This window comes from Pseudomonas sp. MT92, from assembly GCF_058792515.1.
Genome location: NZ_JBXAFA010000005.1, coordinates 140,633 through 155,345, shown reverse-complemented (window position 1 = coordinate 155,345; position 14,713 = coordinate 140,633). Strand labels below are relative to the sequence as shown.

The window sequence follows — 14,713 nt, the reverse complement described above, 5'->3', positions numbered from 1 at the left end:
CACACTATCGACCGCCCGAGCATTTGCTTGGTTTTTATTCACTCACGCAGAAGCCGTATGACCCGTTCCCCGTTCCGCCGTCTTGTGTTTGGCACCCTGCGCCGACTTTTGTACCTCTGGGTTCGCTCGGAGACGATCAACCAGTCGTCGTTCACCCTTGACCTGGACCGCAGTCGCCCGGTGTTCTACGTGCTGCAAAATCCTTCGCTGACCGACCTCGCCGTGGTCGACACCGAATGCACCAAGGCCGGCCTGCCGCGCCCGGTACTGCCGGTCTCGGTGGGCAACCTGCTGGAACCCGCTGCGTTCTTCTACCTGACACCGGACCCCGACTGGATCGGCCGCCAGGACAAGCGCGGCGCGCCACCCACCTTGACTCGCCTGGTCAGCGCCCTGAGCCAGAATGCGGCCGAAGACGCACAAATCATTCCGGTCAGCGTGTTCTGGGGCCAGTCGCCGGACAGCGAATCCAGTCCGTGGAAACTCTTGTTCGCCGACAGTTGGGCCGTCACCGGGCGCCTGCGTCGCTTGCTCAGCATCATCGTGCTGGGGCGCAAGACCCGCGTGCAGTTCTCCGCACCGATCCACCTGCGCGAACTGATCGACCATAACAAGGGTCACGAGCGCACGGTACGCATGGCCCAGCGCATCCTGCGGGTGCACTTCCGCAACTTGAAAGCCGCCGTGATCGGCCCGGACATTTCTCACCGCCGGAATCTGGTCAAAGGCTTGCTCAACCAACCCCTGGTCAAACAGGCGATCATCGAAGAGGCCGAGCGCGAAAACATCTCCCTGGAAAAAGCCAAGGCCCAGGCGCTGCGTTATGGCAACGAAATCGCCTCGGACTACACCTACACCGCGATACGCTTCCTGGAAGTGGTACTGAGCTGGTTCTGGAACAAGATCTACGACGGCATCAAGGTCAATCACATCGAAGGCGTGCAGAAAGTCGCTCAGGGCCACGAAGTGATCTATGTGCCGTGCCACCGCAGCCACATCGACTACCTGCTGCTCTCCTATCTGCTGTTTCGCAACGGCCTGACCCCGCCGCACATCGCCGCCGGGATCAACCTCAACATGCCGGTCATCGGTGGCTTGCTGCGACGTGGCGGCGCGTTTTTCATGCGCCGTACCTTCAAGGGCAACCCGCTCTACACCTCGGTATTCAACGAATACCTGCACATCCTGTTCACCAAGGGTTTCCCGGTGGAGTACTTCGTCGAAGGCGGGCGCTCACGCACCGGTCGCATGCTGCAACCGAAAACCGGGATGCTCGCGATCACCTTGCGCAGTTTCCTGCGTTCGTCGCGCATGCCCATCGTGTTCATACCGGTGTACATCGGCTACGAACGTGTGCTGGAAGGCCGGACCTACCTCGGCGAACTGCGCGGTGCGAGCAAGAAGAAAGAATCAATCTTCGATATCTTCAAAGTCATCGGCGCACTCAAGCAACGCTTCGGTCAGGTGGCGGTGAACTTCGGCGAACCGATCAAACTGGCGCAATTCCTCGACACCGAACAGCCGGGATGGCGCAAGCAGGAACTCGGCCCGCAGTTCAAACCGGCCTGGCTCAACGAAACCACCAACCGCCTCGGCGAGAAAGTCGCGCAACATCTGAACGAAGCCGCCGCGATCAACCCGGTCAACCTGGTCGCTCTGGCGCTGCTGTCCACCAGCCGCCTGGCACTGGACGATCGCGCCATGGCACGGGTGCTCGACCTGTACCTGGCGTTGCTGCGCAAGGTTCCTTACTCCCCGCACACCACGCTGCCGGACGGCGACGGCCGGGCCTTGATCGAGCATGTCAAGGACATGGATCTGCTCTCGGAGCAGAGCGATGCCCTGGGCAAGATCCTGTATCTGGACGAGCAGAACGCTGTCCTGATGACCTACTACCGCAACAACGTACTGCACATCTTCGCGCTGCCGGCGCTGCTGGCGAGCTTCTTCCAGAGCGCCTCGCGCATGAGTCGCGAACAGATCCTGCGCTACACCCGCGCGCTGTACCCGTACCTGCAAGCGGAGCTGTTCATTCGCTGGTCGCTGGACGAACTGGACGCGGTGATCGATCAATGGCTCGAGGCGTTCGTCGAGCAAGGGCTGCTGCGTTTCGAAAACGACGTGTACTTGCGTCCGGCACCGAGTTCGCGGCATTTCGTGCTGCTGACACTGCTGTCCAAGAGCATTGCCCAGACCTTGCAGCGCTTCTACATGACCGTGTCCCTGCTGCTCAACAGCGGCCAGAACAGTATCAGCGCCGAAGAACTGGAAGACCTGTGCACGGTCATGGCCCAGCGTCTGTCGATCCTCCATGGCCTGAACGCCCCGGAGTTCTTCGACAAAAGCCTGTTCCGCCACTTCATCCAGACCCTGCTCGACCTCGACGTGCTCAAGCGCGACGCAGCCGGCAAGCTGGGCTATCACGAACTGCTCGGCGAACTGGCTGAAGGTGCAGCCAAGCGGGTGTTGCCGGCGGAAATTCGTTTGTCGATTCGTCAGGTGGCCTTGCATCGCAGTGAAGATGCGGAGGAGTTGGCTACGCCGCTCTGATCCAGATCGCAGAAGCAAGGACGCTTCTCATCTACCGCCTGTTGAATCGCTGGTCCACCTCGTTCAACGGTGAGCCACCGTAGCAATACTCCGTACACCTGAGCGTCAACGCCAGACACTCCGTCAAATGCCTGTAACATCTTGCCGGGCGATATTGCCGGAAGTTTCCGCTAAATTGTCGCTGGCGCCGAGCTTCTTCGGGCGTCAACGACATTGGATTCCACTCATGAAAAAACTTTCGCTTCTGGGGCTGACGGCTCTGCTTGGAGCTTGCCAATCGATACAACCTGCCGCCAAGACCAGCCTGGACGGTGAAGTCTTCTACTTGCAACGCATCGCCCTGCCCCCTGACGCCACCTTGAGCGTGAGCTTGCAGGACGTGTCGCTGGCCGATGCGCCGGCTGCAGTCCTCGACGAACAGAAGGGCCCAATCAAAGGTCAGGTGCCTCTCCCCTTTCATCTGAGTTACGATCCGGCGCAGGTTAAACCGGGTCATCGCTATTCAGTCAGTGCGCGCATCGAAGTCGATGGCAAGTTACTGTTCATCACCACCGAAAATCATGCCGTGCAGCTCGATGGCAGCGATCCGCAACCTTTGAAAATCCGCGTCAACGCCGTCCGCTAACTCCCATTTTTGAAAGGAAGCTGCCATGCTCCGCCCCACTCTCCGCTTCGCCGGCCTGTGCGCTGGCTTGATGATCTGCGCCAACGCCATGGCACTGTCCCTCAGCGACCTGTCGCAAAAAGACGCCACCGGCGGCCTTAAGGATGCGCTGACCCAAGGCGCGCAACTGGCCGTGAAACAACTGGGCACACCAGGGGGTTTCAGTAACAACCCGGACGTGAAAATCGAACTGCCAGGCAAACTGGGCAAGGTCGCCAGCAAAATGAAGCAGTTCGGCATGGGTGATCAGGTCGATCAACTGGAGGCCAGCATGAATAAAGCGGCGGAAACCGCCGTGGTCCAGGCCCAACCGATCCTCGTGGATGCGGTGAAGAAAATGACCGTGGAAGACGCCAAGGGCATTCTCAGTGGCGGCAACGACTCGGCCACCCAGTACCTGAACAAAACCAGCCGCGAACAGATCCGCGCCAAGTTCCTGCCTATCGTCAAGCAAGCCACCGACCATGTCGGCCTGGCCCAACAGTACAACTCGTTCGCCGGCCAGGCCGCGACCATGGGCGTGATCGACACCAAGAACGCCAACATCGAAAGCTATGTCACCGAACAGGCATTGAACGGCCTGTTCGAAATGATCGGCAAACAGGAAGAAACCATCCGCCAGAACCCGGCAGCCGCCGCGACCAGCCTGGCGAAGAAGGTGTTTGGTACGCTCTGAGCCGAAACACAAATGCTGTGGGGGGAGGTCCATCCAAGGGAAATTGGTCGGCTGTCAGCTCGCCTTCGCTGGCAAGCCAGCTCCCACAAAGGATTGGGTACATCGGCAAGTGATTGGTCGGCTGTCAGGCCGCCATCGCTGGCAGGCCAGCTCCCACAGAAAAGCACGACCGCGTACACCCACCTGCTCCTCACCACTCATCAGGCCGAGCGTTAGCTCGCCTGCAGCTCTTGATCTTGATCTTGATCCACCCGCCCCTTCGGGAGGCTGAGTGGAGGTGTTCATCCGGGGAGTGGCGCGCAGCGCCGTTCGACGCAGTCGAACACGCTGCATGTAGGTCGTCGCGAAGCAGACCGGAGGGCAGTGTCCCCGGATGGATACCGCAGCGAAGGAACCCCGAGCCCCAGCGAGGGGCCGGACGCTCGGGGCGAGCCTTTTTTTGCTTATCTTTTTTTTGGCGTTTGAAAAAAAAGTAAGTCGCCGTAAGGGCGAAACCGCCAGCCGCCACTACCGCAGCAACGGATATGTACTCAATCCACCAAGAGCCTGGTCGGCCCAAAGGCCGCCAAGCCCAAAGATCAAGCCGGCTCTTTCCTGACCCGGAACCAGGCCGCATACAACGCTGGCAAAAACAGCAGCGTCAGCGCCGTCGCCACGATCAACCCGCCCATGATCGCCACCGCCATTGGTCCGAAGAACACACTTCGTGACAGCGGAATCATCGCCAGCACCGCCGCCAGCGCGGTCAATACAATCGGCCGGAACCGCCGCACCGTCGCCTCGATAATCGCCTGCCATGGCTTGAGACCGGCAGCGATGTCCTGCTCGATCTGGTCCACCAGAATCACCGAGTTACGCATGATCATCCCTGACAACGCGATCGTCCCGAGCATCGCGACAAAACCAAATGGCTGACGGAACACCATCAGGAACAGGGTCACCCCAATCAGCCCCAACGGCGCGGTCAGAAACACCATCGCCGTGCGGGAGAAACTGCGCAGTTGCAGCATCAGCAACGTCAGTACGACCACAATGAACAACGGTACGCCGGCCTTCACCGAGTTCTGCCCGCGTGCCGAGTCCTCCACCGTGCCCCCGACATCCAGCAAATACCCGTCCGGCAACTCGGCGCGGATCGGTTCCAGGGTCGGCAAGATCTGCTGCACCAGGGTCGCCGGTTGTTCCTTGCCATAAATGTCGGCGCGAACCGTCACGTTGGGCAAGCGGTTACGGTGCCAGATCACGCCTTCTTCAAAGCCGTACTCCAACGTTGCGATCTGCGACAGCGCCACGCTACGACCGTTATCGGTCGGCACCGCCAGGCTTGGCAGCAGCGACAGTTCGCTGCGTTCTCGCAAGGTGCCGCGCAGCAGGATTTCGATCAACTCGTTGTCTTCACGGTACTGGCTGACGCTGGAGCCGGTCAGCGAACTTTGCAGGAACTTCGACAGGTTCGCCGTGCTCACGCCCAGTGCCCGCGCGCGGTCCTGATCGACGTTCAGGTACACGACTTTGCTCGGTTCTTCCCAGTCCAGGTGGACGTTGGCCACGTGCGGGTTTTCGCGAACCTTGGCCGCGACCTTGCGGGCCAGTGCGCGGACCTCCTCGATGTGCTCGCCCGTCACCCGGAACTGCACCGGATAACCGACCGGCGGGCCATTCTCCAGGCGCGTGACCCGCGAGCGCAGGGCCGGGAATTGTTCGTTGAGGGTTTCGATCAGCCAGGTGCGCAGCGCTTCACGCTCTTCGATGGTCTTGGCCAGGACCACGAACTGGGCGAAGCTCGCCGCGGGAAGTTGCTGATCCAGCGGCAGGTAAAAACGCGGCGAACCGGTGCCGATGTAGGCCACGTAGTTATCGATTCCGGCTTTGTCCTTGAGCAGCGCCTCCAGGCGTTTGACCTCCTTGGCCGTGTTGCTCAGGGAAGCGCCTTCAGCCAGTTTCAGGTCGACCATCAACTCCAGTCGGCCGGAGGCTGGAAAGAACTGCTGAGGCACAAAGCGGAACAGCACGATGGAGGCAATGAACAACAGCACGGTCAAGGCGATAACGGTTTTGCGCCAGCGCACACACCACTCCACCAGACGCCTGACGCGCTGATAGAACGGTGTGCCATAAGGGTCGGGCTGGCCTGCGCCGTGTTTGGCGGCGTGAATTTTCGCCAGGTCCGGCAGGAGTTTTTCCCCGAGATAAGGCACGAACACCACCGCAGCCACCCAGGAGGCGAGCAGTGCGATCGTCACCACCTGGAAGATCGAGCGGGTGTATTCGCCCGTGCCCGATTGCGCGGTGGCTATCGGCAAGAACCCGGCGGCGGTGATCAGCGTTCCGGTCAGCATCGGGAACGCGGTACTGGTCCAGGCATAGCTGGCAGCTTTTACGCGATCGAAGCCCTGCTCCATTTTGATCGCCATCATTTCCACGGCGATGATCGCGTCGTCCACCAGTAACCCCAGGGCCAGCACCAGCGCACCGAGGGAAATCTTGTGCAGGCCGATGCCCAGGTAATACATGCAGGCGAAGGTCATTGCCAACACCAGCGGGATCGCCAGGGCGACCACCATGCCCGTGCGCACACCGAGGGAGAAAAAGCTGACCAGCAGCACAATCGCCAACGCTTCCACCAGCACCTGGACGAACTCGCCGACGCCGGTTTTCACTGCCGCAGGCTGGTCGGACACCTTGCGCAGTTGCATGCCAACCGGGAGGTTTTTCTGAATGCGGTCGAACTCGACTTCCAAGGCCTTGCCCAGCACCAGAATGTCGCCGCCATCCTTCATGGCCACGGCCAGACCAAGGGCATCCTGCGCCATGAAGCGCATGCGCGGTGCGGGCGGATCGTTGAAGCCACGGCGTACGTCAGCCACATCGGAGATGCGGAAGGTGCGATCACCGACACGAATCGGAAAGTTTTTTATCTCATCGACTGTCTGAAAATTCCCCGACACCCGTAGCTGCAATCGTTCGCTGCTGGTTTCAAAGAATCCGGCGGTGGATACCGCGTTCTGTTCTTCAAGCGCCTGTTGCACCGCCGCCAACGGCAAGCCAAGGGTGGCGAGTTTGACGTTGGAAAGCTCGATCCAGATTTTTTCGTCCTGCAACCCGAGCAGGTCGACCTTGCCCACATCCTTGACCCGCTGCAGCTGGATTTGAATACGGTCGGCGTAATCCTTGAGCACGGCGTAGTCGAAACCCTCGCCGGTCAGTGCATAGATATTGCCGAAGGTGGTACCGAACTCATCGTTGAAGAAGGGCCCCTGGATGCCCGGTGGCAGAGTGTGGCGGATGTCGCTGACCTTCTTGCGCACCTGATACCAGAGGTCCGGGATTTCCACCGAGTGCATGGAATCACGCGCGATGAACGTCACCTGGGATTCACCCGGCCGGGAGAACGACACGATGCGTTCGTACTCGCCGGTTTCCATCAATTTCTTTTCGATGCGCTCGGTCACCTGGCGCGAGACCTCCTGCGCCGTTGCCCCCGGCCAGTTGGTGCGGATCACCATGGCCTTGAAGGTAAACGGCGGGTCTTCGCTTTGCCCAAGTTTGGTGTAGGAAAGAGCACCAACGACTGCCAGCAACAGCATCAGGAACAGTACGATCTGGCGGTTACGCAACGCCCATTCAGAAAGATTGAAGCCCATCGGGGATTACTCCTTGTCCGCCAGATTGACTACGCGGTTGGAGTGATCCACGGGGCGTACGTGCTGCCCGTCGAGAAGCACATGGACGCCAGCGGCCACGACCCAGTCGCTGGCATTGAGACCTTCGAGCACCGGGACGGTTTTCTCACCGAAGGCGCCGACCCGCACCGGGGTCTTCTTCAACGTATTGTTGGCGCTGACCACCCAGACGTAGGTCACGCCGTTTTCCGCAGTCAGCGCCGAAAGCGGCACGGACAGCGGAATCACCTCGGCGGTCTGCACGAACACCCTGGCGCTCTGGCCCAGTTCGGCGGGGACCTTGCCGCCCGTGAAAGCAATGCGAGCGGCAAAGGTGCGGGATTTTGGATCGGCGGCTGGCGACAGTTCGCGGATGTGCCCGGCAAAACGTTGATCCGGCTGCGTCCACAGCTCCACCGAAACCGGTTGCCCGACCTTGAAGCGGCCGAAGCTCTGCTCCGGCAGGCTGATCAACACTTCACGCTCGCCATCGGTGGCCAGGGTAAACACCGTTTGCCCGGCGGCCACTACCTGCCCGACTTCGACGGCACGCTTGGCCACCACTCCGTCCTGCGGTGCACGCAACACGGCATAGCTGGCCTGATTGGTCGAAACATTGAACTCGGCTTTGATCTGCTTGAGGCGTGCTTCGCCGGATCGATAGAGGTTTTCGGCGTTGTCGTACTGCGAACGACTGACCAACTGACGGTCCATCAGGGTCTTGTAGCGATCGCGTTCGGAACGTACCAGGTTGAGGTTGGCTTCAGCGGCGGCGACCTGGGCGCGCGTGGCCTCCAGTTGCAGGCGAACGTCCTGGGGATCGAGCTCCGCCAGCGGTTGATCGGCCTTGACGCGCTGCCCCTCTTCGACCAGTCGTCGGCTGACTTTGCCGCCAATCCGGAACGCCAGGTCGGGCTCATAGCGGGCGCGGACTTCACCGGGATAGCTTTCCATCGCCTGGGCGGAAGGCTCTGGCTGAACCACCATGGCCGGCCGAATGCTGACTTGAGGCGCCTCTTCGTGACCGCACGCAGACAATAAAAACGCCAGACTGACTGGCAACGCGAGGGGCAAGACATAGCGGAACATGGTGAAGGACCTTTCGCTAATGGTGCTTGGAATAATTATACTGACCGGTATGTTATTAATAGCAAACTGACCAGTCCAGTAATAAAAGCGAATATGCCGAACAATCTTTCAGCACCCAACGGCCCAGGCCGCCCCAAGGATCTGGCCAAACGCCGGGCGATCCTCGATGCCGCGAAAACGCTGTTTTTGAGCAAGGGCTACGCCAGCACCAGCATGGACGCCGTGGCAACGGAGGCCGGCGTGTCAAAGCTGACGGTCTACAGCCACTTCAACGACAAGGAAACACTGTTCTCCGCCGCCGTGATGGCCAAGTGCGAAGAGCAACTGCCTCCCCTGTTCTTTGAGTTGCCGGAAGGCGTGGCGGTGGAAACAGTGCTGCTGAATATCGCACGCGGGTTTCATCAGCTGATCAATAGCGACGAGTCGGTGAACCTGCACCGATTGATGATGGCCCTGGGCAGCCAGGACCCGAAGCTCTCGCAGATTTTCTTCGAGGCCGGGCCACAGCGCATGCTGCAGGGCATGGAGCGGTTGCTCAGCCGGATCAACGAGAGTGGCGTGCTGAGCATCGACAAACCGCACAACGCGGCCGAGCACTTTTTCTGCCTGCTCAAGGGTGCGGGTAATTTTCGTTTGCTGTATGGCTGCGGTGAACCGCCGGTTGGCGAGGCGGCGGAGAGCCATGTGCGGGAAGTGGTGGGGTTGTTTATGCGGGCTTATCGGCCTGACCCGGCCTGAAGGATTTGTCGTGTCATGGCCGACGCCATCGCGAGCCTGCTCGCGATGGGGGCAACTCGGTCTTAAGGCTTGAGCGCCTTCTTCGGATAAATGTCATACCGACTGGATTTGCCATCCAGTGCATGACTGGGCTTGGGCCCTTCAATGCACGGCGCCTTGCGCGGTCGCTTGACCACCACCCGATGGCTGGCCAGCGCCAACGCCGCCTCAAGCAGTGCCGGCGCGTCCAGGTCATCGCCCACCAGCGGCCGGAACAGGCGCATTTCCTTCTTCACCAACGCCGTTTTCTCACGATGCGGGAACATCGGGTCGAGGTAGATCACCTGCGGCGGCTCGCCCTCCCAGTTGCGCATCACCTCGATCGAGTTGCCCTTGAGCAAACGCATGCGCGCCACGATCGGCGCCACGTCGAAATCTTCCGCGCCGCGGGCCAGGCCATCTTCAAGCAAGGCACCGATCAGCGGTTGACGCTCGATCAGGCTCATCTCGCACCCCAGGCTGGCCAGTACGAACGCATCCTTGCCCAACCCTGCCGTGGCATCCAATACACGGGGACGCACGCCCTGAGCGATGCCAACGGCCTTGGCGATCATTTGCCCGCTGCCACCACCGTATAACCGACGATGGGCCGCGCCGCCCTCGACAAAGTCAACGCGCACCGGCCCCGGCGCATCCGCTCCCAATTGTTGCAGCTGCAAACCCTGCTCGCCCACCTGCAAGGCAAACTCACCGTCGGCCATCTGCAATGGCAGGCCCAGGCGCTCGGCCCACTGCTCGGCTTGCGGCTCGAACGCCGCGTCCAGGGCCTCGACATGGATGCGGCAGACCGCAGGTTGATCATTCATCAGAAAACACGCTCAAAAAATTAATGATCGGCAAAAACTGCCGATAACAAAACTATCGAGCATTTTGCCAGAGCTGAGCGTCGACCGAGAGAAATGTCAGACATTCAACCCACAATCACAGGTTTTATCTCGCCTTACGGCAATTACAACCTGCGAAATACCCAGGCACTGAGCGGTGTCAGTCACATCTGGCAGGATTTCTTTGCCCGTGCGCTGGCCGATCAGTCGGGTGATGCGCTGCCGCAATCTCTCAACTTTCCACCGGTCGATCTCGAAAGCCCGGTTGAGCCTACCGTTGGCAGCGACCTGCTGGCACACATCGTTTCCCAGCGCGAATGTGATGTGAAGGACAACGAAATTCGTCCGCCAGAGCCGCTGTTCCTGCCGATCGCCGAATTCGAAATGGACCTGGCCGACAAGCCGTTCCCACCGTTCCCGCCGGAAGAAATCGCCGCGCAGCAGAAACAACAGGACTTCGAAAGCGGCTGGGTACGCCCGATCGTGCTGACTGCCGGTCAACCTGAGCCCGAAGCCGGCCCGGCGCCGCAGCCACGTCCGCTGCACCTGCCGATCGCCGAGTTCGAACTCGATCTGCTGGACAAGCCTTTCCCGCCCTTCTCCCCCGAAGAACTGATCGAACAGCAGAAGCAACTCGACTTCGATAACGGCTGGGCACGCCCGATCATCCTGCAAAACCTGCGTCTGGCCGCCTGACCCTCAGCTCCCTGCGCGGCTCAGTCCTTGAACAATGAATTGGCCTGCTGGAACGGCATGGAGCGCGATGTGAAGCCGAACGTGCCTGCATCGCGGATCTCTTGGGCGGCGCGGAAGAACTCGCCATAGGCTGCCAATGCCAGCGCCGAACCGACGCTGATGCGTTTGACGCCCATCTCACTCAACTGCTCGACCGATAGCTTCAGGCCACCGGACATCAACACGTTGACCGGTTTCGGCGCCACGGCTCGGACCACCGCCAATACGTCTTCAGCGCTGCGCAGGCCCGGCGCATAGAGCACGTCGGCACCGGCCTCGGCAAACGCCTGCAAGCGGCGAATGGTATCGGCCAGATCCGGATTGCCGTGCAGAAAGTTCTCGGCCCGCGCGGTCAGCGTGAACGGATAAGGCAAACCGCGTGCGGCGGCGACGGCCGCTTCGATGCGCGCCACGGCATGTTCGAAGCAGTAGATCGGGCCTTCTTCACGCCCGGTGGCGTCTTCAATCGAACCACCGACCGCCCCCACTTGCGCCGCCCGCACAATGCTCTTCGCGCATTCGGCCGGGCTGTCGGCAAAGCCGTTTTCCAGATCGACCGCCACCGGCAAATCGCTGGACGCGACAATAGCCTGAACGTTCAACAGGGTTTCGTCGAGGGTCAGCCCGCCGTCGGGACGCGCCCTGGAAAAGGCATAACCGGCACTGGTGGTCGCCAACGCCTCGAAACCCAGGCTGGCGAGCATTTTCGCCGAACCGGCGTCCCACGGATTGGGAATCACAAAGGCGCCTTTGCGCTCGTGCAGGGCTTTGAAGGCTTGGGCTCGAAGGGTTTGCGCGTCCATTGGCAGGCTCCTGAAAAGGCGAACGAATCCGCTTCAGAGCAAGCCTAGTTGCTCGGCGGCGGGCTCTCTGTATAGCTCAGGCAGCGGCGGCAAGCCAGGCAGACGCAGCATCAATCTGGCGTGGAAGCGCTGCGCCAGTTTCGCCGCCAGCACGTTGTCGGCGGTGTGCAGGAAGATGTAAGGCGTGCGCCCCTCTTCGATCCACAAGGCGATTTTCTCCACCCAGGGCAACAGAAACGGATCATTGGCTTCCAACTGTGGATGGCCGATGAAACGCACCTGAGGACATTGCGTGAATGCCGCCGGACGCGGTGGGACCCGTGGCTTCTTCGATTGGGCGTGGAGCACAGAAGAGTCCGTCGATGTGCAGCTGAACAGCGCGCGCGGATCGAGACAAATGCGCTCTACGCCGCGATCCAGCAACAGGCGATTGAGCTCACGTTCGCTATCACCCTTGGCGAAGAATTCGTCATGCCGCACTTCCACCGCCAACGGCCGCTCAAGGGCATCGATAAATCCGGCCAACTCGGGCAAACGTTGTGGCGTAAAGCTTTTCGATAGCTGCAACCACAATGGCGACACTCGGGCGCCGAGCGGGCTGAGCAATTGCGTGAAGGTTTCGGCGGCGGTCAGTTGCTCACGCAGGTCACCGCCGTGACTGATGTCACCGGGAAACTTGGCGGTGAAGCGAAAGTGTTCGGGCAGGGTTTCGGCCCAGCGCTGCACGGTGGTGACAGCCGGGCTCGCGTAGAAGGTCGTGTTGCCTTCCACGGCGTTGAACACTTGGGAATAAAGACTCAGAAATTCGGCGGGTTTGGCGTCTGGCGGGTACAAATACTCGCGCCAGGCGTTTTCACTCCAGGACGGGCAACCCAGGTAGTAAGGCAGCACCATCAGATGTACAGGTCGAGACCCAGCACTTCGCCATCCCAATCGACGAAACCGGCGGTGCTCAGGTAGCTGGCCAGGGCCATCGCCACACTTTTGCTCATGGCACGGTGGTAAATCATGTCCTGCTGACGGGCGGGGAGATTGCTCAATTTTTGCGCCGAGGCTTTGGCGGCTCGGGCGGCCATCTGCTCTTCGGACGGAAACTCCAGCTCGCCGTCGATATCGACGGACTCGTCTTCCACCATAGGGCCTTTGCGATGCTTGCGCTTGATGGGGTAGGACTGAGAAGAAAGGCCGTCTATACGCATAATTGTATGCTCGGTATCAGTGATGGCAGTTTAGTGGCGCATCGCCCACTTCGCAAACCGCCGAGTGATAACTAGAACACATAAAGAGCAAAAGGTTTAAAAGCGGGGGTTAGAAACTGACGATTGGCTGTGTTCCTGAAATCGCCATCGCGAGCAGGCTCGCTCCTACAAGGATTGAGGTTGCTCACAAAGTGTATGAGCGAGACTGGCTCCCGTGGGAGCCTGCTCGCGATGGGACCACCTCGATCCAGCCAGTCACCGCGCCTTGGGCGTCGCCACCTTGTCGCGCAGATAAACCGGCTGCGCCTCATCGGCCACTATTGCCTCGCCACGCGCCCAGGCAAACCGCGCCAGCGTCAGCAAGTCTTCGGCGTGGGGCAACATGCCGGCGTCCTGACCGCTCAGGTGGACGCCGATGCGCTCGGCATAGCCCCATCCGGTGCCCGCGCCGAACCATTCGCCACTGGCGTCGGCCGGCAACGCTGCGACTTCCGGAGCCAATACCGCCTCAGCCCCGACCAGTCGCATCTCCCCCGCCGTTTCGCGGTAGCAGCCCCAATACACCTCGTCCATCCGCGCATCAATGGCCGCCGCGACCTGGCTGACGCCATGCTCGCGATACGCACGCTGGGCCAGTACGGCCAGGTTCGACACTGGCAACACCGGGCGATCCAGCGCGAACGCCAGGCCCTGCACCACACCGATGGCAATACGCACGCCGGTGAATGCGCCCGGTCCGCGACCGAAAGCGATGGCGTCGACCGCTTGCAGCGTGGTCCCGGCATCGGCCAGCAACTGCTGGATCATGGGCAACAGCTTCTGCGCATGCAGGCGCGGGATCACCTCGTAATGACTCGTGACTTTGCCGTCGTGCAGCAAGGCAACGGAGCAAGCTTCAGTCGCGGTGTCCAGGGCCAGCAAGGTGCTCATCGATGTATCCGTAAGAGAGGTCAGAAAAAAGTGCGTCAGTATAAACAACTACGGCCCGCAAGCGGGCCGTAGAAGATGAAGCCGATCAGACTTTTCAGCTCAGCGCTTCAAGCACCTTGCCGGTGATCGCTTCTACCGAGCCAACGCCAGCGATGTGGCTGTACTTCGGCTTGCCATTGGTTTTGGCGGACAGCTGCTGGTAGAAGTCCACCAGCGGCTTGGTTTGCGAATGGTAGACCGACAGGCGATGACGCACGGTTTCTTCAGTGTCGTCTTTGCGCTGCACCAGCGGCTCACCGGTGATGTCATCCTTGTCGGCGATTTTCGGCGGGTTGTAGACGGTGTGGTACACACGGCCGCTGGCCTCGTGCACTCGACGACCGGCAATACGCTGAACGATCTCTTCGTCGTCGACAGCGATTTCAACCACGTGATCGAGTTCTACGCCGGCTTCCACCAGGGCTTCAGCCTGGGGAATGGTGCGCGGGAAACCGTCGAACAGGAAACCGTTGACGCAGTCGGACTGGGCAATGCGGTCCTTGACCAGTGCAATGATCAGGTCATCGGATACCAGGCCGCCAGCATCCATGATGCTCTTGGCTTTGATGCCCAGCTCGGTGCCGGCCTTGACCGCAGCGCGCAGCATGTCGCCGGTGGAGATTTGCGGAATACCGAATTTCTCGGTGATGAACTTAGCCTGAGTACCTTTACCGGCCCCGGGAGCTCCCAGCAGAATGACGCGCATCGATGTGCTCCTCAATTTTTTATATGGATAACGTCAGATTCGCCTCATGGGGCCAATCT

General features: G+C 60.6%; 13 protein-coding genes. 5 read left to right on the top strand and 8 right to left on the bottom strand.

The window, feature by feature from the left end; translation table 11 throughout:
- The first annotated feature begins 57 nt into the window (after window positions 1-57).
- From plsB to AC1Q6D_RS11065, 3 genes are all read left to right on the top strand, one after another.
- A complete protein-coding gene (plsB, locus tag AC1Q6D_RS11075; protein WP_103403620.1) occupies window positions 58-2,550 on the top strand; it encodes a glycerol-3-phosphate 1-O-acyltransferase PlsB in 2,493 nt (830 codons plus the stop codon).
- Window positions 2,551-2,776: 226 nt separating this feature from the next.
- Window positions 2,777-3,175: a YbaY family lipoprotein gene (locus tag AC1Q6D_RS11070; RefSeq protein WP_103403621.1), complete on the top strand. Its 399-nt coding sequence runs from the start codon at window positions 2,777-2,779 to the stop codon at window positions 3,173-3,175.
- A gap of 25 nt (window positions 3,176-3,200) precedes the next feature.
- Window positions 3,201-3,890 (top strand): DUF4197 domain-containing protein, encoded by a 690-nt coding sequence (locus AC1Q6D_RS11065; RefSeq protein WP_047526271.1) that lies wholly within the window; start codon window positions 3,201-3,203, stop codon window positions 3,888-3,890.
- A 578-nt stretch (window positions 3,891-4,468) separates the two neighbouring features.
- Here the strand turns inward: AC1Q6D_RS11065 and AC1Q6D_RS11060 are convergent.
- On the bottom strand, window positions 4,469-7,534 hold the full coding sequence (locus tag AC1Q6D_RS11060; protein ID WP_103403622.1) for an efflux RND transporter permease subunit: 3,066 nt from the start codon (window positions 7,532-7,534) through the stop codon (window positions 4,469-4,471).
- A 6-nt stretch (window positions 7,535-7,540) separates the two neighbouring features.
- Complete coding sequence (locus AC1Q6D_RS11055) at window positions 7,541-8,641, bottom strand: efflux RND transporter periplasmic adaptor subunit (protein WP_103403623.1); 1,101 nt, start codon at window positions 8,639-8,641, stop codon at window positions 7,541-7,543.
- 93 nt (window positions 8,642-8,734) lie between these two features.
- Here AC1Q6D_RS11055 and AC1Q6D_RS11050 point away from each other — a divergent pair, with 93 nt between their 5' ends.
- Entirely contained in the window at window positions 8,735-9,379 is a 645-nt protein-coding gene (locus tag AC1Q6D_RS11050; protein WP_047526266.1) for a TetR/AcrR family transcriptional regulator, read from the top strand.
- A gap of 62 nt (window positions 9,380-9,441) precedes the next feature.
- Here AC1Q6D_RS11050 and AC1Q6D_RS11045 read toward each other — a convergent pair whose 3' ends face one another.
- A complete protein-coding gene (locus tag AC1Q6D_RS11045; protein WP_103403624.1) occupies window positions 9,442-10,224 on the bottom strand; it encodes a class I SAM-dependent methyltransferase in 783 nt (260 codons plus the stop codon).
- Between the two features lie 93 nt (window positions 10,225-10,317).
- Between AC1Q6D_RS11045 and AC1Q6D_RS11040 the strand changes: the two genes are divergently transcribed.
- The gene (locus AC1Q6D_RS11040) at window positions 10,318-10,938 is read left to right on the top strand and encodes an energy transducer TonB (RefSeq protein WP_103403625.1); all 621 of its coding nucleotides are present in this window, start codon (window positions 10,318-10,320) and stop codon (window positions 10,936-10,938) included.
- Between the two features lie 20 nt (window positions 10,939-10,958).
- Here the strand turns inward: AC1Q6D_RS11040 and AC1Q6D_RS11035 are convergent, their stop codons facing one another.
- The 5 genes from AC1Q6D_RS11035 to adk form a co-directional block, all read right to left on the bottom strand.
- Window positions 10,959-11,780, bottom strand: a complete 822-nt coding sequence (locus tag AC1Q6D_RS11035; protein ID WP_103403626.1) for an isocitrate lyase/PEP mutase family protein — start codon at window positions 11,778-11,780, stop codon at window positions 10,959-10,961.
- A 33-nt stretch (window positions 11,781-11,813) separates the two neighbouring features.
- Complete coding sequence (locus AC1Q6D_RS11030) at window positions 11,814-12,674, bottom strand: DUF72 domain-containing protein (protein ID WP_103403627.1); 861 nt, start codon at window positions 12,672-12,674, stop codon at window positions 11,814-11,816.
- Window positions 12,674-12,979 carry a hypothetical protein gene (locus tag AC1Q6D_RS11025; RefSeq protein WP_103403628.1) on the bottom strand — a complete coding sequence of 102 codons (306 nt, stop codon included), beginning with the start codon at window positions 12,977-12,979 and terminating at the stop codon, window positions 12,674-12,676. The genes AC1Q6D_RS11030 and AC1Q6D_RS11025 overlap by 1 nt, the downstream gene beginning before the upstream one ends.
- A gap of 255 nt (window positions 12,980-13,234) precedes the next feature.
- On the bottom strand, window positions 13,235-13,909 hold the full coding sequence (gene tsaB, locus AC1Q6D_RS11020) for a tRNA (adenosine(37)-N6)-threonylcarbamoyltransferase complex dimerization subunit type 1 TsaB (RefSeq protein ID WP_103403629.1): 675 nt from the start codon (window positions 13,907-13,909) through the stop codon (window positions 13,235-13,237).
- 94 nt (window positions 13,910-14,003) lie between these two features.
- Entirely contained in the window at window positions 14,004-14,654 is a 651-nt protein-coding gene (adk, locus tag AC1Q6D_RS11015; protein ID WP_103403630.1) for an adenylate kinase, read from the bottom strand.
- Window positions 14,655-14,713 lie beyond the last annotated feature (59 nt).

What these genes read in the sequence shown, in the direction of transcription:
- plsB (WP_103403620.1), top strand. Translation starts at nt 58, where the DNA reads ATGACCCGTTCCCCGTTCCGCCGTCTTGTGTTTGGCACCCTGCGCCGA.
- AC1Q6D_RS11070 (WP_103403621.1), top strand. Translation starts at nt 2,777, where the DNA reads ATGAAAAAACTTTCGCTTCTGGGGCTGACGGCTCTGCTTGGAGCTTGC.
- AC1Q6D_RS11065 (WP_047526271.1), top strand. Translation starts at nt 3,201, where the DNA reads ATGCTCCGCCCCACTCTCCGCTTCGCCGGCCTGTGCGCTGGCTTGATG.
- AC1Q6D_RS11060 (WP_103403622.1), bottom strand. Translation starts at nt 7,534, where the DNA reads ATGGGCTTCAATCTTTCTGAATGGGCGTTGCGTAACCGCCAGATCGTA.
- AC1Q6D_RS11055 (WP_103403623.1), bottom strand. Translation starts at nt 8,641, where the DNA reads ATGTTCCGCTATGTCTTGCCCCTCGCGTTGCCAGTCAGTCTGGCGTTT.
- AC1Q6D_RS11050 (WP_047526266.1), top strand. Translation starts at nt 8,735, where the DNA reads ATGCCGAACAATCTTTCAGCACCCAACGGCCCAGGCCGCCCCAAGGAT.
- AC1Q6D_RS11045 (WP_103403624.1), bottom strand. Translation starts at nt 10,224, where the DNA reads ATGAATGATCAACCTGCGGTCTGCCGCATCCATGTCGAGGCCCTGGAC.
- AC1Q6D_RS11040 (WP_103403625.1), top strand. Translation starts at nt 10,318, where the DNA reads ATGTCAGACATTCAACCCACAATCACAGGTTTTATCTCGCCTTACGGC.
- AC1Q6D_RS11035 (WP_103403626.1), bottom strand. Translation starts at nt 11,780, where the DNA reads ATGGACGCGCAAACCCTTCGAGCCCAAGCCTTCAAAGCCCTGCACGAG.
- AC1Q6D_RS11030 (WP_103403627.1), bottom strand. Translation starts at nt 12,674, where the DNA reads ATGGTGCTGCCTTACTACCTGGGTTGCCCGTCCTGGAGTGAAAACGCC.
- AC1Q6D_RS11025 (WP_103403628.1), bottom strand. Translation starts at nt 12,979, where the DNA reads ATGCGTATAGACGGCCTTTCTTCTCAGTCCTACCCCATCAAGCGCAAG.
- tsaB (WP_103403629.1), bottom strand. Translation starts at nt 13,909, where the DNA reads ATGAGCACCTTGCTGGCCCTGGACACCGCGACTGAAGCTTGCTCCGTT.
- adk (WP_103403630.1), bottom strand. Translation starts at nt 14,654, where the DNA reads ATGCGCGTCATTCTGCTGGGAGCTCCCGGGGCCGGTAAAGGTACTCAG.